General features: G+C 63.7%; 20 protein-coding genes. 2 read left to right on the forward strand and 18 right to left on the reverse strand.

What is annotated here, in order from left to right:
- Positions 1-8 precede the first annotated feature (8 nt).
- The 13 genes from FHR27_RS00280 to FHR27_RS00340 all read right to left on the reverse strand — a co-directional run bounded on the left by FHR27_RS00280 (position 9) and on the right by FHR27_RS00340 (position 15,171).
- Entirely contained in the window at positions 9-1,337 is a 1,329-nt protein-coding gene (locus FHR27_RS00280; RefSeq protein ID WP_179537492.1) for a glycosyltransferase family 2 protein, read from the reverse strand.
- A complete protein-coding gene (locus FHR27_RS00285) occupies positions 1,337-2,713 on the reverse strand; it encodes a TackOD1 domain-containing metal-binding protein (RefSeq protein WP_179537493.1) in 1,377 nt (458 codons plus the stop codon). Before FHR27_RS00285 ends, FHR27_RS00280 begins: the two co-directional genes overlap by 1 nt.
- Before the next feature lie 152 nt (positions 2,714-2,865).
- Positions 2,866-4,788 (reverse strand): DUF7844 domain-containing protein, encoded by a 1,923-nt coding sequence (locus FHR27_RS00290; protein ID WP_179537494.1) that lies wholly within the window; start codon positions 4,786-4,788, stop codon positions 2,866-2,868.
- Positions 4,789-4,811: 23 nt separating this feature from the next.
- Positions 4,812-5,132 carry a DUF2388 domain-containing protein gene (locus tag FHR27_RS00295; RefSeq protein WP_042555127.1) on the reverse strand — a complete coding sequence of 107 codons (321 nt, stop codon included), beginning with the start codon at positions 5,130-5,132 and terminating at the stop codon, positions 4,812-4,814.
- An 87-nt stretch (positions 5,133-5,219) separates the two neighbouring features.
- The gene (locus FHR27_RS00300; protein WP_042555128.1) at positions 5,220-5,537 is read right to left on the reverse strand and encodes a DUF2388 domain-containing protein; all 318 of its coding nucleotides are present in this window, start codon (positions 5,535-5,537) and stop codon (positions 5,220-5,222) included.
- A gap of 169 nt (positions 5,538-5,706) precedes the next feature.
- A complete protein-coding gene (locus FHR27_RS00305) occupies positions 5,707-5,919 on the reverse strand; it encodes a DUF1127 domain-containing protein (protein ID WP_042555129.1) in 213 nt (70 codons plus the stop codon).
- A 401-nt stretch (positions 5,920-6,320) separates the two neighbouring features.
- The gene (locus FHR27_RS00310) at positions 6,321-7,757 is read right to left on the reverse strand and encodes an NAD(P)(+) transhydrogenase (Re/Si-specific) subunit beta (RefSeq protein WP_042555130.1); all 1,437 of its coding nucleotides are present in this window, start codon (positions 7,755-7,757) and stop codon (positions 6,321-6,323) included.
- Positions 7,758-7,760: 3 nt separating this feature from the next.
- The gene (locus FHR27_RS00315; RefSeq protein ID WP_042555131.1) at positions 7,761-8,072 is read right to left on the reverse strand and encodes an NAD(P) transhydrogenase subunit alpha; all 312 of its coding nucleotides are present in this window, start codon (positions 8,070-8,072) and stop codon (positions 7,761-7,763) included.
- A gap of 53 nt (positions 8,073-8,125) precedes the next feature.
- The gene (locus FHR27_RS00320; protein ID WP_042555132.1) at positions 8,126-9,247 is read right to left on the reverse strand and encodes a Re/Si-specific NAD(P)(+) transhydrogenase subunit alpha; all 1,122 of its coding nucleotides are present in this window, start codon (positions 9,245-9,247) and stop codon (positions 8,126-8,128) included.
- A gap of 586 nt (positions 9,248-9,833) precedes the next feature.
- Positions 9,834-10,205: a hypothetical protein gene (locus FHR27_RS00325; protein ID WP_179539999.1), complete on the reverse strand. Its 372-nt coding sequence runs from the start codon at positions 10,203-10,205 to the stop codon at positions 9,834-9,836.
- Positions 10,206-10,418: 213 nt separating this feature from the next.
- On the reverse strand, positions 10,419-11,228 hold the full coding sequence (locus tag FHR27_RS00330; RefSeq protein WP_179537495.1) for a putative RNA methyltransferase: 810 nt from the start codon (positions 11,226-11,228) through the stop codon (positions 10,419-10,421).
- Positions 11,228-12,370, reverse strand: coding sequence for a succinyl-diaminopimelate desuccinylase (dapE, locus tag FHR27_RS00335; protein WP_179537496.1), 1,143 nt, complete (start codon positions 12,368-12,370; stop codon positions 11,228-11,230). Before dapE ends, FHR27_RS00330 begins: the two co-directional genes overlap by 1 nt.
- Positions 12,371-12,573: 203 nt before the next feature.
- Complete coding sequence (locus FHR27_RS00340) at positions 12,574-15,171, reverse strand: glycosyltransferase (RefSeq protein ID WP_042555135.1); 2,598 nt, start codon at positions 15,169-15,171, stop codon at positions 12,574-12,576.
- A 228-nt stretch (positions 15,172-15,399) separates the two neighbouring features.
- Between FHR27_RS00340 and tcdA the strand changes: the two genes are divergently transcribed.
- Positions 15,400-16,212, forward strand: coding sequence for a tRNA cyclic N6-threonylcarbamoyladenosine(37) synthase TcdA (gene tcdA / locus FHR27_RS00345; RefSeq protein WP_042555136.1), 813 nt, complete (start codon positions 15,400-15,402; stop codon positions 16,210-16,212).
- Here the strand turns inward: tcdA and FHR27_RS00350 are convergent.
- The 4 genes from FHR27_RS00350 to FHR27_RS00365 form a co-directional block, all read right to left on the reverse strand.
- Positions 16,209-16,613 carry a SufE family protein gene (locus FHR27_RS00350; RefSeq protein ID WP_042555137.1) on the reverse strand — a complete coding sequence of 135 codons (405 nt, stop codon included), beginning with the start codon at positions 16,611-16,613 and terminating at the stop codon, positions 16,209-16,211. The two genes, tcdA and FHR27_RS00350, sit on opposite strands and share 4 nt — an antisense overlap.
- Positions 16,610-17,815: an aminotransferase class V-fold PLP-dependent enzyme gene (locus FHR27_RS00355; protein WP_042555138.1), complete on the reverse strand. Its 1,206-nt coding sequence runs from the start codon at positions 17,813-17,815 to the stop codon at positions 16,610-16,612. Before FHR27_RS00355 ends, FHR27_RS00350 begins: the two co-directional genes overlap by 4 nt.
- A 92-nt stretch (positions 17,816-17,907) precedes the next feature.
- Positions 17,908-18,942: a 2,3,4,5-tetrahydropyridine-2,6-dicarboxylate N-succinyltransferase gene (gene dapD, locus FHR27_RS00360; RefSeq protein WP_179537497.1), complete on the reverse strand. Its 1,035-nt coding sequence runs from the start codon at positions 18,940-18,942 to the stop codon at positions 17,908-17,910.
- A gap of 37 nt (positions 18,943-18,979) precedes the next feature.
- Positions 18,980-19,327: an ArsC family reductase gene (locus FHR27_RS00365; protein WP_179537498.1), complete on the reverse strand. Its 348-nt coding sequence runs from the start codon at positions 19,325-19,327 to the stop codon at positions 18,980-18,982.
- Between the two features lie 194 nt (positions 19,328-19,521).
- Between FHR27_RS00365 and FHR27_RS00370 the strand changes: the two genes are divergently transcribed.
- Positions 19,522-21,162 (forward strand): Na+/H+ antiporter, encoded by a 1,641-nt coding sequence (locus FHR27_RS00370; protein ID WP_042555141.1) that lies wholly within the window; start codon positions 19,522-19,524, stop codon positions 21,160-21,162.
- On the opposite strand, the gene FHR27_RS00375 is transcribed toward FHR27_RS00370, so the two are convergent.
- The gene (locus FHR27_RS00375; RefSeq protein WP_042555142.1) at positions 21,159-22,310 is read right to left on the reverse strand and encodes an acyl-CoA dehydrogenase family protein; all 1,152 of its coding nucleotides are present in this window, start codon (positions 22,308-22,310) and stop codon (positions 21,159-21,161) included. The genes FHR27_RS00370 and FHR27_RS00375 overlap by 4 nt on opposite strands.
- Positions 22,311-22,475 lie beyond the last annotated feature (165 nt).

Below are 22,475 nucleotides of genomic sequence, written 5' to 3' on the forward strand. Positions count from 1 at the left end.
TCAAAGCCCTAGAAGCGGTTGGCCCGTTTGAGAACCCACCAGGGCGCCATGCTCGATTCCTCGTGCCCGCGCCGCAGGGTTTCATTGAGAATGGCGACCACGCTCCAGCAGCGCAGGGCGTACATCGCCAAGGGGTAGAAAGGCAGCACCCAGATCAGCGCCAGGTCCTGACGTGGCCGCTCGCTGACCATCAGCATCAGGCCCAGGTACAGCAATGCACTCATCATCAGGTACAGCGCGTAGATCAGCAGCGAATAGAAAATCAGTGCGGTGAACGGCAGGATGATCACCGCCACGAGGCTGTAGCCAAGGATGATGAAGGGCAGCACCAGTTGGAAGAACAGCCCGCTGACCATCAGCATCAGGAAGTTCGGCCAGCCGAGCAGGCGCGGCGTGAACACATGCCGATGCTTGCGTACGTAGACGAAGAACAGGTCACCGTCCCAGCGCAGGCGCTGGTCGAGAAAGCTGCGCAGGGTCGCCGGTGCATCGGTGTGGCCGATGGCCTGGGGTTCGAACGGGATGCGCAGGCCGTAGCGGCGAAAGTACGCCTTGATGCGCAGGGTCAGGTCCAGGTCTTCGGCGGTGTGGGTGTCCCAGCCGCCGATCTGCTGGAGGAAGCTGCGGCGGAAGGCGCCGAAGGCCCCGGACACGTTGTTGACCAGATTCCACTCGGCCAGGCCGATCTTGCACATATGGATCGACAGCAGGTATTCCAGCGCCTGAATGCGTGCCACCCATGACTGCCTGGCGTTGCGTACGCGCAGGCTGCCGGCGACGGCGGGCACCTTGGGATCGCGGAAGTGGCTGACCATGCGCACCACCATGTCGTTATCGAACGAGGTGTCGCCATCGACGTTGATGAGGATCTCGCCGCTGCTGTAGGCCAGCCCGGTATTGAGTGATGACACCCGGCCGCCGCGCTGCCATTTGGCGACGGGGCGGATCACCCGATTGCGCGGCAGGCGCTGCTCGGCCTTGAAGCGGCGCACCACCTCGGTGGTCGCGCCGTTGACTGCGGCGCCATCGATGATCGGAATGATCTCGATCATGCCGGGGTAGGTTTGCTCGGCCAGACTGCGCAGGGTCAATTCGACATCGCGGCCTTCGCTGTAGCAGGTGATGATGCACGACACCCGTGGGTGCCAGGTGTTGTGCACCGGCAACGCGCTGCGTTTGCGCACGAACCAGCGCAGGGTACCGAGCAACACCATCAGGTTGAGCGGCACCTCCAGCAGCAGGAAGTATGGGAACACCATGAGAAACAGCCGCCAGTGGCCGTTGGCGCCGTAGATCTCGCCCAGCCAGGCGTGCAGGTGCTCGACCAGCGCGTTCATCACAGTTCTCCGGCGAGGCGCGCCATCAGCAGCTCGGCGTCTTCCTTGTCGATCAGGCCTGCGGGAGCGACGCAGCCACTGGTGGTCAGGCGGATGTCCTGCAGATCCTCGCCAACGAACAGCTCGCTGATTTCATTGATGCGCTCGGTCACCCGGCGCAGGCCTGCGGAGTCGGTGTACATCAGCAGCAGCCAGAGTTGTTCCTCGCTGGTCCGCGTGCAGCGGTCGGTGTCGCGAATGGCCACCTGAATGCGTTCGATCAGCGTGTCGAGCAAGGCGTGGCCACGCTGCGGGCCGAGACGTTCGAGTACCCGGCCGAGGTTGCGAAAACGCATGCCGAGCAGCGCGAAGGTCGGTGCCTTGTGTCGCTCGATCAATTCCAGCTGCCAGTCCAGCAAGGTCTTGAAGGTATTGGCACCGACCACCGACAGGCCATTGAAGTAGTTGTCGGTGTTACGCTCCAGGCCCTGGCGGGCGGTGAGCAGGCCACCTTCGGAAAGCTGGTAGTCGCGGATCTCGCGGACCTGCAGCTCGTCCGGTGCGTGGTGTTCGCCGCAATCCAGGCAGCGGGCCTGCACGTCGGCGTCGACGAAGAAGGCATCGCAGCTGTTGCAGTTGTAGTTTTCCAGCGGCCGGTCGTAGTCGGTACCGATATGGCGCAGGCGGGTCAGGCAGTTGGGGCAGACCAGCGCGCCATCCTTGAGGTATTCGGTCTGGGCGCCGATGTGCCCGCAGGTGAAGCAATGCAGCGACGGCTGCCGGACGATATCCAGGGAATTGCATTCCACGCACACGTCGACGTAGTTCAGGTGGCCACTGCCACAACTGCGGCACAGGCGAATGCGGTCGACCAGCGCGCTGCTGTCGAGCAGGTTGCGTTGTGCCAGATTCTGCACCAGCGCCAGGCCGTTGACCTGGTCGTCGCCCATGGCCTCGGCCAGCGGGTAGACGTAATGGCGGGCCGACTGCGGCGCGCGCACGGCGTTGAGCGTACCGGGGGCGCGTAACCACAGGTAGGCGAGCAACTGTGCTTCCAGGCCTTCGGGAGCGCGACCGTTATTGAAGACGTTGAGGCGTTCGAGCCATTGTTGCCAGGCCTGCTGGATCACGCTGGTCTGCAGTGGCGGTGGCCCATCGCTCAACGCTTTGGCCAGTGGCCCTTGGCTGGTGCAGTAGATCAGTGTCAGCCGATAGGCAGGTTGCCGACGCAGCGCCTGCAGCATGGTCAGGTTCTCGGCATCGGTGGCGCTCAGCACGACGACGTCGAAAGCCGTGGCTTGCAGCAGGGAGGGCAGATCGCTGAAACGAGTGGCGACAGAAAGGCGCGCATCGTGGCCTGGGGCAACTTCAGCGATGCGAATGGTCAATTCGGTCATCGGCTATTCCAGTCAGGGGGCAGAGGTCCGACTGGGCCTTACTTCGAAAAGTTCTACATAAACGATTTGATGTACAAGTATCGATGCAGGATATTTGCGCCAGCGCACAATCCTGAAAATCGGCGTACAAACTTCAGTATCGCCGACGATCGCTACAACTGCAGGCCACCGCTGGCCTTGTGCAGCTTGCGCAGGTGCTCGCCCAGCAGCTTCAGGTTGGCCTCGTTGGCTTCCAGCTCGGCCAGGCGCTGAGGTTCCAGCAGGCGGCGCACTTCCTCGTCGAGGTCGGCGCTGAGCAGGCTCAGTTGCTGCTGGCGATTGCGGGTTTCGCTTTCCAGGCGCTGCCATTCGCCTTGTTGCGGCAGGCCATAGCCGCCCTCGAGCAGTTCCGCCGGGCGACTGAGAAAGCCGGTGCCGGCGAGGATCTGCTCCAGCGCGTCGCCGGCCTTGTCCAGGTTCGGGTCCTTGGCGGCTCGGCCGGTCAGGTAGCGCTGCTTGAGTTCGTCCTGGGAGAGCAGCAACTGACGGCGCATCGCGGCCTGCTCGAGCAGCAGCATGGCAGCACTGGCGCGCAGGTCTGCCTGTTCGAACCACTGACGACGTTCGCTGGACGGCTGCTCCAGCCAGTCCTCGACGCGCTGTTCACGGATCGGCAGGCGTTGCTGCAATACCTTGAACATGGCCTGGTAGCGGTCGCGGAACGAGTCGAAGCGGTAGCCCAGGCGCAGCGCTTCACGGGAGTCCTCGAGCATGCTGCTGTCGGCCAGGCCGCGTGCCTCGAGCACTTCCAGCAGGCCGATGGGGGTGATGCTGTCGAGATCCTGCAGGCGCGGCAGATCGGTACCGCTACGCAGCAGCTTGAGGGTCTCCACTGCGCAGTTGTTGGAGACGAAGAAGTAGTCGCCGTCGTAACTCCAGTGTTGCTCGACGGCGCGGGCGACCAGTTGCTCGAGGCGTTCGCGGGGCAAGGTCAGCGGCACTGAGGCCAGGCTGCGCAGTTCGACCTTGGTGTACTCCTCGATCACCTGGGCCAGGGGCAGCACGAACAGGCGCGATGGGTAGGCGCCGGTGAGGCCGTCCCAGCTCGACAACTGGACGTCACCGACGAAGGCGCGGTAGGACAGCACCAGGTGCTGGTCGAGATCGAGTCGGCAGTCCGGCCCGCGCGGGCGGCCCGGTGCGCAGATCACCAGGCGCAACATGCTGTGGCCCCAGCGGCTGGCCATGTTCTGGTTGGCTTCGGCGAGCAGATAATCCACCTCGTAGACCCGCTCGGGATCGAGGTTGGCCAGCGCCTGCTTGTCGAAATCGCGGCCTGCATTGAGGTAGGCGTAGCCAGTACCGCAAGGCGCGGCGTTAGCCGGTGACCAGCCGAAATGCTCGCTGAACAGGCGCGCCAGGGAAGGGCGGCGACAGGCATATTCGGGGTCGAGGAGAAAGTACTCCATGTTCACCGCGACGAACTCGCGGGCATTGCTCAGTTCGTAGATGTCCGGGCTGCGTGCCACCTGGCCATTGCGCTGGTCGCGTTCACCCCGGGTGCCGACGCGCTGTGGCCAGCCGGCCAGTTCGAGCAGGCGTGGATCGTCGCTGAGGGTGAAGCGGCGCTCGGTCTGGCCACGGCATTCAGCCGGCAGACCGACCGCACCCAGGCTGTGGTTCTGGCGCTGGCAGCGTTGCAGCAGCCTGCGCTGCTCGGCGCCCCAAAAAGCACCGCGATCATAGAGGTGTGTCACTTCATGGAGCACGGTTGCCAGCAATTCGCGGCGCACGGTGCCATGGGGGCGTCCGGTGGCGGCATTCGCTGCGCTGCCGTCGGTGAGAGCGGGCAGGAGGCTGGCATTGAGTTCGACACCGCTGAGGCGCCCGGCGCGACCATAGATTCGCTCGGGCAGTGCGACCCAGCGCACTTTGACGTCACGATCGAGTGCCTCGCGCAGCCGTGCAGGCATGGCCTCCACGGCTTCGTCGAGCAGCGTCTGACTGGCCCGGCGTTCGGCGCTGTTCAGCTGGTTGTCATCCAGCGTCAGTTTGAGCTGGGCGTGACTGGCCGTGCTGACCAGCAAGGCCAGCATCAGAAACCAGCCACGGGGGGCTATCACAGGGCGAGAATGGCTTCGGCCAGTACCTGATCGGAGGCGTTCTGCGCTTCGGGGACCTGGCTGCGCAGGGCGCCGAAGGCGGCTTCCAGCTGGGCACCGCGGATGTCGCCCTGGCTGGCTACGAAGCTGGCGGCGTCGTCACGCGCTTCGACCACCACTTTCATGTCGCGGACCGACGTGGTGGTGTCCGAGGTGAAGTCGATGGTGCGGTCGAGGGCGCGGACGATGATATTGCTGGTGGCCACCAGGGTCTGGGCCTGAACGGCGCCGGCGAACAGGGCAAGGGATGCAGCGGCGGCGAACAACGGACGCTTCATGAACGGTCTCCGAGAGTGGGTGAGAATGAAATTGGAATGGCAGGTTGGACGAGGAACACCTGCCGCAGTTCCAGCGATGACAGCTGTTCAAAGCGCGAGGATGGCCTGCGCCAGTTGGCCGTCGTCGGCTTGCAGGGTCGGCAGGCGGCCGCGGATGTGCTGCAGGGCGGCTTCCAGATGCGCACCACGCAGGGTGCCCTGGCTGGCGACGAAGCTGGCAGCGTCGTCTTTGGCGGCCAGAACGACCTTGTTGTCGACGACCGAGGAGGTCGCGTCCGAGGTGCCTTCGATACTGGCAGCCAGGGCATTGACCAGCGTATCGGTCGTCACCAGAAAGCTGCTGGCAGAGGCGCCAGCGGCCAGGCTGAACAGGCTGAAGAACGCGAGGGTGCGGGCGATTGGCATGGTCTGGGCTCTACGGTTCACTGAAAGGGCGCATTCTAACCGCTCTGCATCGAACCGTTGAAAAAGACCTGCACAGTTTGTGTACGAGCGCCTGCAGCCCCTTGAACGACAAAACCCCGCAGGCGCTGCATGCCGGCGGGGTTTTGCGGGAGAAGCTCAACGGTCGCGATCAACGCCAGAACGGTTTGCTCAGTTCGGCGTAACGCTGGCTTTCGCTGATGCCGGCATCGGCCAGCAGGCGAGTGTCGAGGCGCGCCAGTTGGCGACGGCTGACGATGCGACGCTGCCACAGGAGCAGAGTAGCGAGGAAATTCAGCGGCAGGCTGGTGGCAGATTTGGACGAGTTGTCGACGAGCAGATCGGAACTGAGGGTACGTTCCATGGTGTGCATCCTTCCGCTTTTGGCGGGGTTGGTAAGTTCTGGTGCCTATTTTCGTCCTCGCGTGGGGTTAGCAGTAGTCACAGCTGAAGTAAATAAGCAGCGTACTAGATAGGTTGCTTTGTAACTGTTGCGTCGATTTAGAGCGCAACTGTACCGGTGTTTGTGGATTTGCCGTGACTCGGCAAGTTTGGCAGTTTTTTGACCTGTAAATCGTTAGATTTTCAGTGATAAGGGACGGGTACAGTTTGAATTGTGCGCTGTCGTTGCTTAGCTCATTATTTTTATTTTTGCTTCGCCGAGCCGCTGATGCTCTGGGCTGTGTTTGTTGGCAGAGCATGTGCAAGGAATTGTGGTTATGCGAAAGAAAAGGCGGGGCATTCCCCGCCTCTCTCGTCGGTCGATCAATCGACGGCCTTGAGCATGTCTTCGATGACCTTCTTGGCGTCGCCGAATACCATCATGGTCTTGTCCAGATAGAACAGTTCGTTGTCCAGGCCGGCGTAGCCGCTGGCCATCGAGCGCTTGTTGACGATGATGGTCTTGGCCTTGAAGGCTTCGAGGATCGGCATGCCGGCGATGGGCGATTTGGGGTCGTTCTTCGCTGCCGGATTGACCACGTCGTTGGCACCGAGCACCAGCACCACATCCGCCTGACCGAACTCGGCATTGATGTCTTCCATCTCGAACACCTGGTCGTACGGCACTTCGGCTTCTGCCAGCAATACGTTCATGTGCCCTGGCATGCGTCCGGCTACCGGATGGATGGCGTATTTGACCGTAACGCCCTTGTGCGCGAGTTTTTCGGTCAACTCCTTCAGGGCATGCTGTGCGCGGGCCACGGCCAGGCCGTAGCCGGGAACGATGATCACGCTGTCGGCATTGCCGAGCAGGAAGGCGGCATCGTCGGCCGAGCCCGATTTCACGGGCCGCTGCTCGCCGCTACCCGCTGCCGGGCCGGCATCCGTGGCGCCACCGAAGCCGCCGAGAATGACGTTGAAGAACGAGCGATTCATCGCCTTGCACATGATGTACGAGAGGATCGCGCCGCTCGAGCCGACCAGGCTGCCTGCGATGATCAGCATCGAGTTGTTCAGCGAGAAACCGATGCCGGCCGCCGCCCAGCCCGAGTAGCTGTTGAGCATCGACACCACCACCGGCATGTCGGCGCCGCCAATCGGGATGATGATCAGCACGCCGATGATGAAGGCCAGGGCCACCAGCACGGCGAACGCGGTCAGATTACCGGTGAAGGTGAAGTACAGGCCGAGCGCGAGGATCGCCAGGCCAACAGCCAGGTTGATCAGGTGCTGACCGGCGAACTGTACCGGCGCACCCTGAAACAGACGGAACTTGTACTTGCCAGACAGTTTGCCGAAGGCGATCACCGAGCCGGAGAAGGTGATGGCGCCAATCGCTGCGCCAAGGAACAGCTCCAGGCGATTGCCATGGGGAATCGGGTCGCTGATCGCTGCGACGATACCCAGGGACTGTGGCTCGACCACTGCGGCGATGGCGATGAACACGGCGGCCAGGCCGATCATGCTGTGCATGAAGGCGACCAGTTCCGGCATCTTGGTCATCTCCACGCGCTTGGCCATGATCGAACCTGCGGTGCCGCCGACCAGCAGGCCGACGATCACGTAGCCGATGCCCTGCACGGCCAGTTCACTGCCGAGTTTGTAGATAAGGCCGAGGGTGGTGAGCACGGCGATGCTCATGCCGATCATGCCGAAGGCGTTACCGCGCCGCGAGGTGGTCGGGTGCGACAGGCCCTTGAGCGCCTGGATGAAGCACACCGAGGCCACGAGGTAGAGGAGGGTGATCAGGTTCATGCTCATCGATTACTTCTCCACCGGGGCTTTCGGGGCCTTCTTCTTGAACATTTCCAGCATTCGCCGAGTGACCAGAAAGCCACCGAAGACGTTGACCGCCGCGAGGGCCACGGCCAGGGTGCCCATGGTCTTGCCCAGGGGGGTGACGGTCAGTGCGGCGGCGAGCATGGCGCCGACGATGACGATGGCGGAAATCGCGTTGGTCACGGCCATCAGCGGGGTGTGCAGGGCCGGGGTGACGTTCCATACCACGTGGTAGCCGACATAGATGGCCAGCACGAAGATGATCAGGTTGTAGATGCCGTCGGAAATCAGATCCATCGGAGTGATCCTTTTTGTAGTGATTGACCCTCTCCATGAGGAGAGGGAGGCCATCATTTATTGATGCGCACGATCTCGCCGTCTTTGCACATCAGGCAGGCAGCGACGATGTCGTCTTCCAGGTTGAGGTGGAAGGCGCCTTTCTCGTCGATCACCAGCTTGAGAAAGTCGAGCAGGTTGCGGGCATACAGCGCCGAGGCATCGGCGGCGACCAGGGCCGGCAGATTGCCGTGGCCGACCAGGGTTACGCCGTGCTTGATCACCACCTTGTCCAGTTCCGTCAGGGGGCAGTTGCCGCCCTGAATGGCAGCCAGATCGATGACGACCGAGCCCGGTTTCATTTCGGCGACGGTGGCTTCGTGCAAAAGCGTGGGCGCCTTGCGGCCTGGAATCAGCGCCGTGGTGATGACGATGTCGGCCTGTTTGGCCCGTTCGTGCACGGCCCTGGCCTGGCGCTCCATCCACGAGGCAGGCATCGGGCGGGCGTAACCGCCGACGCCTTCGGCGCATTCGCGCTCCTCATCGGTCTCGAACGGCACGTCGACGAACTTGGCACCCAGGGATTCGATCTGCTCCTTCACCGCAGGACGCACATCGGAAGCCTCGATCACCGCGCCCAGTCGTTTGGCCGTGGCGATCGCCTGCAGGCCGGCGACCCCGGCACCTAGGATCAGCACTCGAGCGGCTTTCACCGTACCGGCGGCAGTCATCAGCATCGGCATGAAGCGCGGGTAGTGGTTGGCTGCCAGCATCACCGCCTTGTAGCCGGCGATGTTGGCCTGGGACGACAGCACGTCCAGGCTCTGGGCACGGGAGGTACGCGGCGCCGCCTCCAGAGCGAAGGCGGTGATGCCGCGCGCGTTCATGCGCTCGATGGTCTCGACGCTGAACGGGTTGAGCATGCCGACCAGCACGGTGCCGGGCTGCATGCGCGCCAGCTCGGTGTCGTCCGGCGCTACCACCTTGAGGATCAGGGCTGCGTTGAATGCTGCCGTGGCATCGCCAATGCTCGCACCCGCCGCTTCATAGGCGCTGTCGGTAATGCTGGCTGCGATGCCGGCACCGCTTTGAACGGTGACCTGATGGCCCTGGCCTATCAGCTTCTTGATGGTTTCCGGCGTCGCGGCAACCCGCGTTTCGCCTGCATGGGTTTCGAGAGGAACACCAATGTGCACGCTTGCATCTCCTGCGATCGTTGCAGATTCACCCGGGGGCGACGGAGGTACGGTATCGACTAAAGTCGATAGCCCGCATTCTGCAAAGGAAGAGGATCAGTAAGCAATATTCATGGAGCGTTTATTTGTCATGACTACAAGTTATCGGAGATATTGTTATTTTTCATGCGGAATTATTCGGATAAATAATCGAATTATGTAGGCAATGTCTGAGAATAAGGCGTTATCAGGAATAAATGTCTGAAAATATGATAGTGAGCTAACGGCGAGCCTGCGACGCGGTGTCACACCGTTCAATATCATTTACGGGGCATTGAACAGGTTTTTAGGTCGTTATGTAGCGTTATTGTGTTTTAGCTACAAGGTGCGGAGGCCCTATTGCTGGGCATTGGAGCCTGAGTGTCGCTTCGCTCGCCGTCAGGCCACGGGGGTATTGAGGGGGGGCTTGCCAAAGTCGATGGGGGATATGAACGGGAGCAGGCTTAAAGCTGTGCATGAGGCGTGCAGCCGAATGGCACGCCTGCGGGGTGATCGCTAACGTCGCCCGGGTTGAACGAAGCGATGCCCGGGCGCAGTCCTGGCCCGATCAGCCCGTACGCCAGGTGATTTCCTGCACGCCGTCGGCGCTGATGCGCAGCCACTGATCGGCCTGCTCATCGCTTTCTTCCTCTTCCCAACTGCCAGGTGCGCAGCGGATTTCCACGGCCAGTGCGGCGTAGGCCGCCTGGGCGCAGGCCAGGTCATCCTGCCATGGCGTGGCGTCGCTCTCCAGGTACAGACTGTGCCATTTGCCCACGGCCTTGGGCAGCCAGGTCACCGGGACTTCGCCGGCGCGGCACTGGAAGGTCTGACCTTTCTGTTGCCACTCGGAGCAGGGGCCCAGGGCCTGTGTCAGCCAGGCGGCGATGGCCTGGTGATCGGCGTCCTTGAGGTATATCTCGATATCCGGTTGGCGCATTTTCATCCTCATCTCGATCTGCTGCGCGTCGACCCTGCCGCGTTGAAAGCAGACTCGGAAGTCGTTTGCGACTAACGCACTTCAGTGCGGCCCCGAAGGGGCGAACGAAGTGAGTCATGCTCATGTACAAAAGTACACTCCGCTTCCTCGTCTGTTTTTGCGGGGCCGCCTAGGCATTGTAGGGCTCCAGCTCGCAAGATCGTGCACAGGTTTTTAGGGGGCGTCACGCTCGATCCAATCGTAGCGGATGGCGACGGTCACTTCGAAGCTTTCGGCAATCACCGCAGCGCGGCGTTCCGCGCTGGCGCGCCAGCCATGGGGTGTCATCGCCAGGAGGTCGGCCCGCGCCTCTGGCGTGGCGAGCAGCAGCGGGAAGCTCAGGGTTTCGCTGTGCGCCAGGTGCATGCCCGGCGGGATCAGCTCGAGGTGTTTCTGGTCATCGTAGTCGCGCACCTCATCGTAGAGCTGCTGACGAAGCTCTATCAGGTGGTCGCGAGTCGGCCCCATGCGCAGCAGGCCGCCACCGGGGGCGAGCAGGCGTTTGGCCTCCTGCCAGTCCAGTGGGCTGAATACGCTGGCCAGCAACTGACAGCTGGCGTCGGCCAGCGGCACGCGGGCCATGCTGGCGATCAACCAGCTCAACTGGGGGGCACGCTTGCAGGCACGCTTCACCGCTTCACGGGAGATATCCAGGGCATAACCATCCGCCTCTGGCAGCGCCTCGGCGATCTGCGCGGTGTAATAACCTTCGCCGCAACCGATATCCAGCCACTGCTGCGGGCCGTAACCGGCTGCCAGCTGTGCCAGTCTGGCGGCCAGCGGCGCGTAGTGACCGCCATCGAGAAAGCGTCGGCGTGCCTCGACCATGGCGGCATTGTCGCCCGGGTCACGGCTGTTCTTGTGCTGTACCGGCAGCAGGTTGAGGTAACCCTGGCGCGCACGGTCGAAGCGGTGGTTGGCCGGGCAGGCCACGCCGTTGTCGACGGCCTGCAGCGGCGCCTGGCAGATCGGGCAACTGAGCATCAGGCGAGCAGCTTGACCAGAGTCTGGTAGTAGATCTCGGTGAGTACATCGAGATCGCTGGCCAGTACCCGTTCATTGACCTGGTGAATGGTCGCGTTGACCGGGCCGAGCTCGACCACCTGGGTGCCCAGGGTGGCGATGAAGCGCCCATCGGACGTGCCGCCGCTGGTGCTTGGCGTGGTTTCGCGACCGGTCACGCTACGGATGCTGGCGCTGACCGCATCGAGCAGGGCGCCGGGCTCGGTGAGGAATGGCAGGCCCGACAGCGCCCATTCGATGTGATAGTCCAGGCCGTGCTTGTCGAAGATGGCGTTGACCCGTTGCTGCAGGCCTTCGACGGGCGATTCGGTGGAGAAACGGAAGTTGAACACCGCGCTCAGCTCGCCAGGAATGACGTTGGTCGCACCGGTGCCGGCATTCAGATTGGAAACCTGGAAACTGGTCGGCGGGAAGAACGCATTGCCGTCGTCCCAGTGCTCGGCGGCCAGTTCGGCCAGGGCCGGGGCGGCCAGGTGAATCGGGTTCTTCGCCAGGTGCGGGTAGGCCACGTGGCCCTGGATCCCGCGTACGGTGAGGGTCGCCCCCAGGGAGCCACGGCGGCCGTTCTTCACCACGTCGCCGACCAGCGACGTGCTCGACGGTTCGCCAACGATGCACCAGTCGAGGCGCTCGTTGCGCGCGGCCAGTCGCTCGACCACGGCCTTGGTGCCATGGTGGGCGGGGCCTTCTTCGTCGCTGGTGATCAGAAAGGTGATACGGCCCTTGTGGTTCGGGTGCTCGGCGACGAAGCGCTCGACGGCGATGATCATCGACGCCAGGCTGCCCTTCATGTCGGCGGCGCCACGGCCGCAGAGCATGCCCTGCTCGTCGATCAGCGCTTCGAACGGGCCGTGCTGCCAGGCCTGCACCGGGCCGGTGGGCACCACGTCGGTGTGGCCGGCGAAGCACAGCACCGGACCGTCCTGGCTGCCATGGCTCGCCCAGAAGTTGTCCACGTCCTCGATGCGCATCGCTTCGATGGCAAAACCCAGGGCCGCGAGACGACGCATCATCAGCTCCTGGCAGCCTTCATCCAGTGGCGTGACGGATGGCCGGCGAATCAGATCGCAGGCGAGCTCGAGGGTGGGGGACAGGGCCGTCATGGGAACTCCGGTAAAGTAATGCTCGTAAAGCAGTGCAGGGCGGGAAGGGCGCATAGCTTAAAGCAAAACGCGCCTGCCTCGTAGGCGTTCGGCCTTTTCGCGCAGGATGTAAAGGCTCCAGGGTGTTCGTGCGGTTGCCGCTCACCAGCCCGAAAAAGAAAACGGCGGCCAATTGGCCGCCGTCGTCGTGTCGCTCACCGGTATCAGGCGTTTTCGGCCTCGCTCTGCACCACGGGAATCTCCAGCGGTTTGGGCTGCGAGGAAAGCAGTGCCATGATCAGCGCGGCCAGGTAAGGCAACGACTGCACCAGCAGCATGACCACCCAGAACTTCACGTCGTAGCTGGGCAGGCCCTGAACGATGGCGATACCCAGCGCGCCGCCCCACAGCAGGAGCATGATGAAGACTTCTTCGCGAGCTTCCGCAAGGGCCACCATCAGGCCATGGCTGGAGCGCATCTTCGGCGTACGGAAGAACGGGATGCTCTTGGTGAAGGCCCCGTACAGCACCGCCTTGGCGATGGTGTGCGACAGCGCCAGCCCGGCCACCGCCGCGCAGGCCGCATCCTTGAGGTTGACCCCCACTGCCCGCTGATACAGGAAGATGATCTTGCCGACCTTGAACAGGAACAGGGCCAGGGGCGGAATCGCGAAGATCAGCAGCGGTGGGTCGACCCGTTGCGGCACGATGATCATCGCTGCCGACCAGAGCAGGGCGCCAGCGGTGAAGAAGATGTTCAGGCCATCGGCTACCCACGGCAGCCAGCCCGCGACGAAGTGATAACGCTGGCCGCGTTTGAGTTCGCTGCCTTTGCCAGCAAGCAGTTCGCGGGCGTGCCCCTTCATGATCTGAATGGCGCCGTAGGCCCAGCGGAAGCGCTGCTTCTTGTAGTCGATGAAGGTATCCGGCATCAGCCCCTTGCCGAAGCTGTCATGGGCATAGGCGGCCGAATAGCCTTTCTCGAACACGCGCAGGCCGAGCTCGGCGTCTTCGCAGATGGTCCAGTCGGCCCACTTCAGCTCGTCCATCACGGTGCGGCGGATCATGGTCATGGTGCCGTGCTGGATGATCGCGTTGCGGTCGTTGCGGGTCACCATGCCGATGTGGAAGAAGCCCTTGTACTCGGCGTAGCAGAGCTTCTTGAAGGTGCTTTCCTCACCGTCGCGATAGTCCTGCGGCGATTGCACCACGGCGATCGACGGATCGGCGAAGTGCGGCACCATGTGCTTGAGCCAGTTGCGGTCGACGCAGTAGTCGGAGTCGATCACCGCCACCACTTCGGCATCCGGCGCGGTGTGCGGCAGGATGTAGTTCAGCGCGCCGCCCTTGAAACCATGCAGCGGCGCCACGTGGAAGAAGCGGAAGCGTGGGCCGAGCTCTTCGCAATAGTCGCGCACCGGCTCCCACACCGCGGGATCCTTGGTGTTGTTGTCGATGATCAGGACTTCGAAGTCCGGATAGTCGAGGTTGGCCAGGGCATCCAGGGTCTGTTTGACCATCTCCGGCGGCTCGTTGTAGCACGGCACGTGGATCGACACCTTGGGGCGGTAATCGCTGTCGCCGAGCACCGGCGTGAAGGGCCGCCGTCGTTGCGTCCACACCGTCTCGGCCAGTTCGTGGGCCTCGGTGAGCAGGACGATGAACACGCCGATGGCGCCAATGCCGAGCAGCAGCCCGACCAGCATGCTGAACCAGGTGCTGTACTGCTGGCTGTAGTCGTAGCCGATCCACACCAGTGCCGAGCCGCCAGCGAACGCGACGAAGGTCAGGAAGGTGCGCCCACGCTGGTGCAGGGCACTGCCGTCGATGAGCATCAAGGCCAGGGAAAGCAGCGCCATGACCACCGAGGCAACCGCCAGCAAGCGCCATTGCGGAATGGCCACGACCGGCCCTTCGAAGTTGAATTTGGGATTGCGGTCGAGGTTGTAGACGCCCCAGTAGGCGCCCACGGAACCTTCGTCACCGGCTTTCCACGGCTGGTCGAACGCCTCGATCACGAAGTAGTTGTAGCCCTGGGCGTTCAGCGTGGTGACCAGGGTCCGCAGGTAGATGGCCTGATCCGCCTGGGTCGCTTCGGCGCCACCGCGCACGCGGCCATTGCTCGGCCAGCCGACCTCGGAGAGCAGCAGTGGTTTTTTCGGGAACAGCTTCTTCAGGTCACGGGCGCGATCGAGGGTGAACTGCGTGGAATCCTGCATGCGCATGAATTCCCAATACGGCAGCACGTGGGCCGCGATCAGGTCCGCGTGGTCGGCCAGCTCCGGGTACTCCTCCCAGATGTGCCACTGCTCGGAGGTGGTGACCGGCACCTTGACCGCCGAGCGCACCCGATCCATGTAGGCGGTCAGCTGCTTGACGGTAACCTCGCGGCGGAACAACGCCTCGTTGCCGACCACTACGCGCACGACGCTGCGCGAGGTATTGGCGATCTCGATGGCCTTGGTGATTTCGCGCTCGTTGCGCTCCTCGTCAGGGCTGATCCACACCCCCAGCGTCACGCGCAGGCCGAACTCCTCGGCGAGCAGTGGAATTTTGTCCAGGGCATCATCCACCGAATAGGTTCGGATGCTGTCGGTCTGCTTGGAAAGCAGTTCGAGATCCGTGCGCATTTCCTGGTCGCTCGGGTAGACGCCCGTTTGCGGGTTCTGCCCCTGACGGAATGGTGAGTAGGAATAACCGGAAATCTGCTCGGGCCAGTCCGGCGCGGTGACCGGGCGGTTGTAGAGCGCCCAGATACCGGTGAACAGGGCGGCAATTGCCAGAAATACAACCAGATTGAGGACGAACTTGCGCGAAAGCATGCTGTGTCAGGTTCCGTAAGGTGGAACGGGGAGAAGACCGGCGAACGCCGATTGGCGCGCATGCTACTCCGTCGATGAATGACTGTATAGCACAGCCCTGAGTGCTTGCCTGAGCTGGCGTGTCAGCGTTTCCAGCGGCTCTTGGCGCTGCTGCGCGATGCCTGCCCGATGGTGCTTGGGATGAGCGCCCAGGCTACCTATAATGCGCGCCCACCAAGAGGAGCCCGCATGTCGTTCGATGAGCAACGTTTCGCCGGAATTGCCCGGTTGTATGGCCGTGAAGGCGCAGAGCGGCTGGCTGCTGCCCACGTGGCGGTGGTCGGTATCGGCGGCGTCGGCTCCTGGGTGGCCGAGGCGCTGGCGCGCTCCGGGGTGGGCGAGATTTCCCTGTTCGACCTGGATGATGTCTGCGTCAGCAACACCAACCGGCAGGCCCATGCCCTGCAGGGCCAGGTCGGCCGCGCCAAGGTCGAGGTGATGGCCGAGCGTCTGCGGGCCATCAACCCGGCCTGCGTGGTGCATGAGGTGGCCGACTTCGTGACCCGTGACACCATGGCCGATTACATCACCGTCGAGCTCGACGCGGTGGTCGACTGCATCGATAGCGTGGCAGCCAAGGCGGCGCTGATCGCCTGGTGCAAGCGCCGCAAGATCGCCATTGTCACCACCGGTGGTGCGGGGGGGCAGATCGATCCGAGTCAGGTTCAGGTCGGGGATCTGAACAAGACCTTCAATGATCCGCTGGCAGCCAAGGTGCGTTCTACGTTGCGCCGCGATTACGGCTTCTCCCGTACGCCGGGGCGCAACTACAGCGTACCCTGCGTGTTCTCAACCGAGCAGTTGCGTTACCCCGGCGCCGATGGTGGTATTTGCCTGAGCAAGGCCTTCGTCGGCGACGGCGTGAAGCTCGACTGCGCCGGTGGCTTCGGCGCGGTGATGATGGTGACCGCCACCTTCGGCATGGTCGCCGCCGCCCGTATCGTCGATCGCCTTGTCGCCGGAGCACGGCGGCCTTCCGAACGGCCCGTGGCGAACGCCTAAGTCGGCTCGATCAACTGGCGCATCTGGCGCACCACCGCGTTCATGCCATTGGCGCGCGAAGGTGAGAGCTGTCGGGACAGACCAAGGCTGTCGAACCACTCGGCGATATTCAGGCTTGCCAGTTCGTCGGCGCTCAAGCCATCGACGCGAGCCAGCAACACGGCCAGCAGGCCGCGGATGAGGCGGGCATCGCTGCTGGCGCGGAAGTGCCAATGGCCGTCGCGGATTTCGCCACTCAGCCACACCTGACTTTCACAGCCGTGCACACGATCGGCATCGCGCCGCTCGGTCAAGGGTTCCAGACGCTCGCCCCACTGCATCAGCAGGCGTGCACGCTGCTCCCAGCCGGAACATGCGCTGAACGCGTCGAAGGCTTCACGGGCATGGTCGGGCAGGCTCACCGCAGCAGCTCCAGCGCCTTGTCCAGCGCGGCGAAGAAGCGCTGCAGATCGCTTTCGTCGTTGTACAGGGCGAGGGACACGCGGATCGCGCCGTTCACCCCCAGCCGTTGCAGCAGCGGCATCGCGCAATGATGGCCGACCCGTACGGCGATGCCTTGCTCGGTGAGCAGGTGGGCAAGGTCGCCGCTGTGCACGCCGTCTACGGTAAAGCAGGCCAGCGCCGTTTCCGGCTCGCCGAGCAGGCGCAGGCCCGCGTAGCCGTGCAGGCCGGCCAGCAGCATGCGGTGCAACGCGGCTTCGTGGTTGCCGATGGCTTGGGCATCGAGGCTGCCGAGGTAATCCAGGGCCGCGCCAAAGGCGATGACTCCGGCTACCGGTGGCGTACCGGCTTCCAGGCCGAGCGGCGCGTCGCGAAAGGTCGAGGCGAGATAACCCGCCTGCTGCACCATCTCACCGCCGAACTGCCAATGCTGCAGGCGCTGCAGTGCGCCGCGCCGGCCATAGAGCAGGCCGACGCCATCCGGGCCATACAGCTTGTGGCTGGAGCAGACGTAAAAGTCGCAGCCCAGTGCCTGCATGTCCTGGCGGCCATGTACGATAGCCTGGGCACCGTCCACGACCGTCAGGGCGCCGCCGTCGCGAGCCTGCTGGATCAGCGTGTGCAGCGCCTGCCTGCGGCCCAGCACGTTGGACAGTTGGCTGACGGCGAGTAGCCGGGTGCGCGGCCCGATGAGGGTGGTCGCCTGCTGCAGGTCGATATCGCCCTGGGGCGTCAGTGGCAACACCACCAGCTTCAGGGACCTGCGCGCTGCCAACTGCTGCCAGGGAAGCAGGTTGGCATGGTGCTCGGCGGCGCTGACGACGATCTCGTCGCCAGCCGCGAACAGGTGTTCCAGCCCATAGGCGAGCAGGTTGAGGGATTCCGTGGCGCCGCGGGTGAAGACGATGTCCTCGCGGTCGGCGGCATTCAGCCAGCGCGCAGCCTTGTCGCGGGTTGCCTCGAAGGCCCGGGTGGCGCGCTCGCCGGGCAGGTGCTGGGCGCGGTGCACATTGGCGGCTCCGCCGGCGTAGTAGGCCAGCAAGGCATCCAGTACCGTCTGCGGTTTCTGCGCCGTGGCAGCGCTGTCGAGGTAGGTCTGGCCTTCGCGGTCGAGGGCCAGCAGGCCGGGAAAATCGGCGCGCCAGGGGGAAATCAGGGTCATCCGGATCTCGTAACGCTAAATGTGAAAACGGGCTGTGCCCGCGAAGACCGATAGTCTAACGCGCACACAGCCCGCTCGGGCGAAGCCTGGGCTCAGTTGTGAGCGTGCAGGGCTTCGTTCAGCTCGATGGCCGACTTGTTGGTCTTGCACTCCACCGCGCCAGTTTGCGAGTTGCGACGGAACAGCAGGTCGGCCTGACCCGCCAGGTCACGACCCTTGACCACCTTGACCAGGTTGTTCTGGTCGTCGAGCAGGGCGATCTTGGTGCCAGCGGTCACGTACAGGCCGGCTTCGACGATGTTGCGGTCGCCCAATGGGATGCCGATGCCAGCGTTGGCGCCGATCAGGCAGCCTTCACCCACGGAGATGACGATGTTGCCGCCACCGGACAGGGTGCCCATGGTCGAGCAGCCGCCGCCCAGATCCGACCCCTTGCCGACGAATACGCCAGCGGAAACGCGGCCTTCGATCATGCCGGGGCCAGCGGTGCCGGCGTTGAAGTTGACGAAACCTTCGTGCATCACGGTGGTGCCTTCACCGATGTAGGCGCCCAGGCGGATACGTGCGCTGTCGGCGATACGTACGCCGGTGGGTACCACGTAGTCGGTCATTTTCGGGAACTTGTCCACCGAGAAGACTTCCAGCAGGTCGCCTTTCAGGCGAGCTTCCAGCTGGCGCTCGGTCAGCTCGAGCAGATCCACGGCACCCTGGCTGGTCCAGGCAACGTTGGGCAGCAGCGGGAAGATGCCGGTCAGGTTCAGGCCGTGGGGCTTGACCAGGCGATGGGACAGCAGGTGCAGCTTGAGGTAAGCCTCGGGGGTGCTGGTCAGGGCGGCATCTTCGGCCAGCAGGGTGGCGACCAGCGGCTTGGCGCTTTCCGCCAGGCGGGTGAGCAGGGCGCTCTGTACCGCGTCGATGTGTTTCAGGGCACTGGCCAGTTCACCGGCCTGCTGGTTGGTCAGCGCGATGGCCTGGTTGCCGCCGCTGTAGCCGAGCTTCTCGGTGACCTTGGCGAACAGTTCGGCGCTCGGGTTGAGCAGGGGCTGTGCGTAGAACACTTCCAGCCAGGTGCTTTGACGGTTTTGGGTGCCGACCCCGAAGGCCAGGCTGAACAGGGTGTTGGACATGGGCTTTTCCTTGCAACGAATTCGATTGAGGTGACTATCAGGCCAGTTCGGCGGCATAGCGCTCGGGTTTGAAGCCGACCAGCGTACGCGTGCCCAGATCCAGCACGGGGCGCTTGATCATCGACGGTTGGGCCAGCATCAGTTCGATGGCCTTGGCCTGATCGAGATCGCTCTTCTGGGCGTCGTCGAGTTTGCGGAACGTGGTACCGGCGCGGTTGAGGATGGTTTCCCAGCCGTGCTCGTCACACCACTTCTGCAGGTTGCCGCGGTCGATGCCGGCGGTCTTGTAATCGTGAAACTGGTAAGCGATACCTTGCTCGTCGAGCCAGGTGCGGGCCTTCTTCATGGTGTCGCAGGCCTTGATCCCATAAAGGACGTTACTCATTGATTTCCCTCGGAAGGATTCCACTCGTCGAATCCTCCTCAATACCTTGTTAATACCGAGCGGTGGATTATGCCACGTCGACTCGCCTTGCGGCGCTGTCAGGGCACAAGTCGGTCCGCACGCGTCGTACGACGCGTTAGAATGCAGGGCCCATGCGAGCCATGCGGTCTTGTTCGTAAAGGATTTCCCCCGCCATGCAGCTTCTCTACACCATCCTGATCATGTTGCTGGTGGTCAGCGGCACCCGTATCAGCGCCCAGTTCATTCCGCTGCCACTGCCGATCCTGCAGATTCTCATCGGTGCACTGCTGGCGATACCGGTACTGGGGCTGCATGTACGGCTGGACCCCGAGCTGTTCCTCCTGCTGTTCATCCCGCCGCTGTTGTTCGTCGACGGCTGGCGCATGCCCAAGGGGCAGTTTCGCAAGCTGCGTACACCGATCCTGTTTCTGGCTTTCGCTCTGGTGTTCTTCACCATTGTGGGTGCGGGTTATTTCATTCATTGGTTGCTGCCTCAGGTGCCACTGGCGGCTTGCTTCGCGCTGGCGGCAGTGCTGTCGCCAACCGATGCAGTGGCGGTGTCGGCGATCGCTCACGGTCGCCTGCCAGGCACCCTGAACAACCTGCTGCAAGGCGAGGCGCTGATGAACGACGCCTCGGGCCTGGTGGCCTTCAAGTTCGCCGTGGCGGCGACCCTGACCGGGGTGTTTTCCCTGGGCGACGCCAGCCTGCAGTTCGTCCTGGTGGCCGTCGGCGGGCTGCTGATCGGTATGGCGCTGAGCTACCTGCTGGGCCGCTTGCGGGCCTGGATGATCGCCCGTGGCTGGGAGGAGCCGGCGCCCCACGTGCTGCTGATGCTGTTGCTGCCTTTCGCCGCCTACGTAGCCGCCGAGCATCTGGGACTGTCGGGCATCCTTTCGGCGGTTGCCGCCGGCATGATGCAGAGCCGTCTCGATCTGCTGCCACGGCAGACCACCACACGCCTGCTCAATCGCGGTGTGTGGGCGATGCTCGAATTCACCTTCAACGGCCTGATCTTCCTGCTGCTTGGTCTGCAGTTGCCGGACATCATCAAGGCGGTCATCGGTGATCACGCCGACGCTTGGCAACTGCTGTTGCCGGCGTTGGGCTATGTGCTGGCGGTGTACGGGGTGCTGATGGCGCTGCGTTTCGTCTGGGTCTACAGCTACTGGCGTACCTCGGGCATGCTGCGGCGCTGGCGCGGCAAGTCGACCCGTTTCGCCGGGCAGTCGCGCCTGGCCCTGACGGCCGTACTGACCCTGGGGGGCGTACGGGGCGCGGTGACGCTGGCCGGCGTGATGTCGTTGCCACTGTTGCTCAACAATGGCCAGGCGTTTCCCGAGCGCGACCTGCTGATCCTGATCGCCGCGGGTGTGATCCTGGTGTCGCTGCTGGTCGCCAGCGTGGCATTGCCGAGTCTGCTGCCGCTGCTGCCCCAGGACAACGTGGCGCGCCAGGAGGGCGAGCTCAATCGGCACCGCGCTCAGGTGCTGCAGGCGGCCATTCGCTGCCTGGAGGCCGACGATGAAAAGGCCTCGGATACCGACGGTGCGATCGCCGCGGCCGAAATCCGCGCCAAGCTGATGAGCGAGTACCGCGACCTGCTCGAGCGCACCCGTACGCGCCGTGCCGAGGAGTCGCGTGACTATCAGCGTCAGGCCGACCAGCTGGAGTACCGCATGCGTCTGCATGCACTGCGCACCCAGCGTCTGGAGCTGTACCGGATGCGCAAGGAGAACCAGTTGGACGATGACATGCTGGCGGAAATTCTTCGCGACCTGGATAACGCCGAGGCGCGTCTGCTCAAGGGTTAGGGTTGGTAATGCTTCAGCTCCCGGGCTATCAGCAGACGCTGGATCTCGCTGGCGCCCTCGTAGATCTGCGTGATGCGCGCATCCCGGTAGTAACGCTGCACCGGGAAGTCCTCCAGGTAGCCGTAGCCGCCATGCACCTGCAGCGCCTTCGAACACACGCGCTCGGCCATTTCCGAGGCGAACAGCTTGGCCTGGGAGGCTTCCGACAGGCACGCCTGACCGGCACTGCGCAGGCGGGCGGCATGCAGGGTCAGCAGGCGTGCGGCGTTGATCTGGGTGTGCATGTCGGCGAGCAGGTTGGCGATGCTCTGATGCTCGCCAATGGGCTTGTCGAACTGCACCCTTTCACGGGAGTAGAGCAGCGCCGCCTCGAAGGCTGCGCGGGCGATACCCACCGCCTGGGCGGCAATGCCGATGCGCCCGCCCTCGAGATTGGACAAGGCGATACCCAGCCCCTTGCCGCGCTCGCCGAGCAGATTGCTGGCGGGGATGCGGCAGTTCTCCAGGGCGATGGCGCAGGTATCCGAAGCGCGAATGCCCATCTTGTGTTCACTGCGTTCGATGCGAAAGCCGGGGGTGTTGGTCGGCACCAGAAAGGCGGAAATGCCCTGCTTGCCAAGCGCGGCATCGGTAACCGCGAAGACGATGGCCAGACCGGCGCGGCGGCCATTGGTGACGAACTGCTTGGCGCCATCGAGGACCCAGTGGCCGTCGCGCAGTTCGGCACGGGTACGCAGGTTGTGGGCTTCGGAACCCGCCTGGGGTTCGGTCAGGCAGAAGCAGCCGATCACTGCGCCGTTGGCCAGGCGCGGCAGCCATTCGTTCTTCTGGGCGTCGTTGCCATGGTTGAGCAGCGGGCCGCAGCCCACCGAGTTGTGCACGCTCATCAGGGTGCCGGTGGCGGCATCGGCGGCTGAGACTTCCTCGATGGCCAGGGCGTAGGCCACATAGTCGAGGTAGCTGCCGCCCCAGGTATCCGGGACGACCATTCCCAGCAGACCCATTTCGCCCATCTGGGCCACTACCGCGTCATCGATCCAGCCGGCCTTTTCCCATGCTTCGGCGTGGGGGGCGATGGCGCGCCGGGCGAACTGCCGGGTGCAGTCGCGGATCATGCGTTGTTCGTCGTCCAGTTCGATGTCGTGCATAGCGACCTCTCTATTGTCATTGACCCGCGCCGGATCACTGCGAGCGGGCAGGTGCGGCCCTCACGGATCACGTGGCTGGCCTGACTACAGGGTCGCCCAGGAACGGGCTAATCGCAAACGCCGGAGTGCGCGCGGTGACGGTCGTCACGGCGCTGTAGGGGCTGC

It is taken from the genome of Pseudomonas flavescens, assembly GCF_013408425.1.
Taxonomy (GTDB): Bacteria; Pseudomonadota; Gammaproteobacteria; order Pseudomonadales; family Pseudomonadaceae; genus Aquipseudomonas; species Aquipseudomonas fulva_A.

Coding starts and splice junctions, on each gene's coding strand:
- FHR27_RS00295 (WP_042555127.1), bottom strand. CDS start 5,132: ATGAAGCGTCCGTTGTTCGCCGCCGCTGCATCCCTTGCCCTGTTCGCC.
- FHR27_RS00280 (WP_179537492.1), bottom strand. CDS start 1,337: ATGAACGCGCTGGTCGAGCACCTGCACGCCTGGCTGGGCGAGATCTAC.
- FHR27_RS00325 (WP_179539999.1), bottom strand. CDS start 10,205: ATGCGCCAACCGGATATCGAGATATACCTCAAGGACGCCGATCACCAG.
- tcdA (WP_042555136.1), top strand. CDS start 15,400: ATGTCGTTCGATGAGCAACGTTTCGCCGGAATTGCCCGGTTGTATGGC.
- FHR27_RS00315 (WP_042555131.1), bottom strand. CDS start 8,072: ATGGATCTGATTTCCGACGGCATCTACAACCTGATCATCTTCGTGCTG.
- FHR27_RS00370 (WP_042555141.1), top strand. CDS start 19,522: ATGCAGCTTCTCTACACCATCCTGATCATGTTGCTGGTGGTCAGCGGC.
- FHR27_RS00330 (WP_179537495.1), bottom strand. CDS start 11,228: ATGCTCAGTTGCCCGATCTGCCAGGCGCCGCTGCAGGCCGTCGACAAC.
- dapD (WP_179537497.1), bottom strand. CDS start 18,942: ATGTCCAACACCCTGTTCAGCCTGGCCTTCGGGGTCGGCACCCAAAAC.
- FHR27_RS00340 (WP_042555135.1), bottom strand. CDS start 15,171: ATGCTTTCGCGCAAGTTCGTCCTCAATCTGGTTGTATTTCTGGCAATT.
- FHR27_RS00290 (WP_179537494.1), bottom strand. CDS start 4,788: ATGCTGGCCTTGCTGGTCAGCACGGCCAGTCACGCCCAGCTCAAACTG.
- FHR27_RS00300 (WP_042555128.1), bottom strand. CDS start 5,537: ATGCCAATCGCCCGCACCCTCGCGTTCTTCAGCCTGTTCAGCCTGGCC.
- dapE (WP_179537496.1), bottom strand. CDS start 12,370: ATGACGGCCCTGTCCCCCACCCTCGAGCTCGCCTGCGATCTGATTCGC.
- FHR27_RS00285 (WP_179537493.1), bottom strand. CDS start 2,713: ATGACCGAATTGACCATTCGCATCGCTGAAGTTGCCCCAGGCCACGAT.
- FHR27_RS00365 (WP_179537498.1), bottom strand. CDS start 19,327: ATGAGTAACGTCCTTTATGGGATCAAGGCCTGCGACACCATGAAGAAG.
- FHR27_RS00305 (WP_042555129.1), bottom strand. CDS start 5,919: ATGGAACGTACCCTCAGTTCCGATCTGCTCGTCGACAACTCGTCCAAA.
- FHR27_RS00375 (WP_042555142.1), bottom strand. CDS start 22,310: ATGCACGACATCGAACTGGACGACGAACAACGCATGATCCGCGACTGC.
- FHR27_RS00355 (WP_042555138.1), bottom strand. CDS start 17,815: ATGACCCTGATTTCCCCCTGGCGCGCCGATTTTCCCGGCCTGCTGGCC.
- FHR27_RS00310 (WP_042555130.1), bottom strand. CDS start 7,757: ATGAGCATGAACCTGATCACCCTCCTCTACCTCGTGGCCTCGGTGTGC.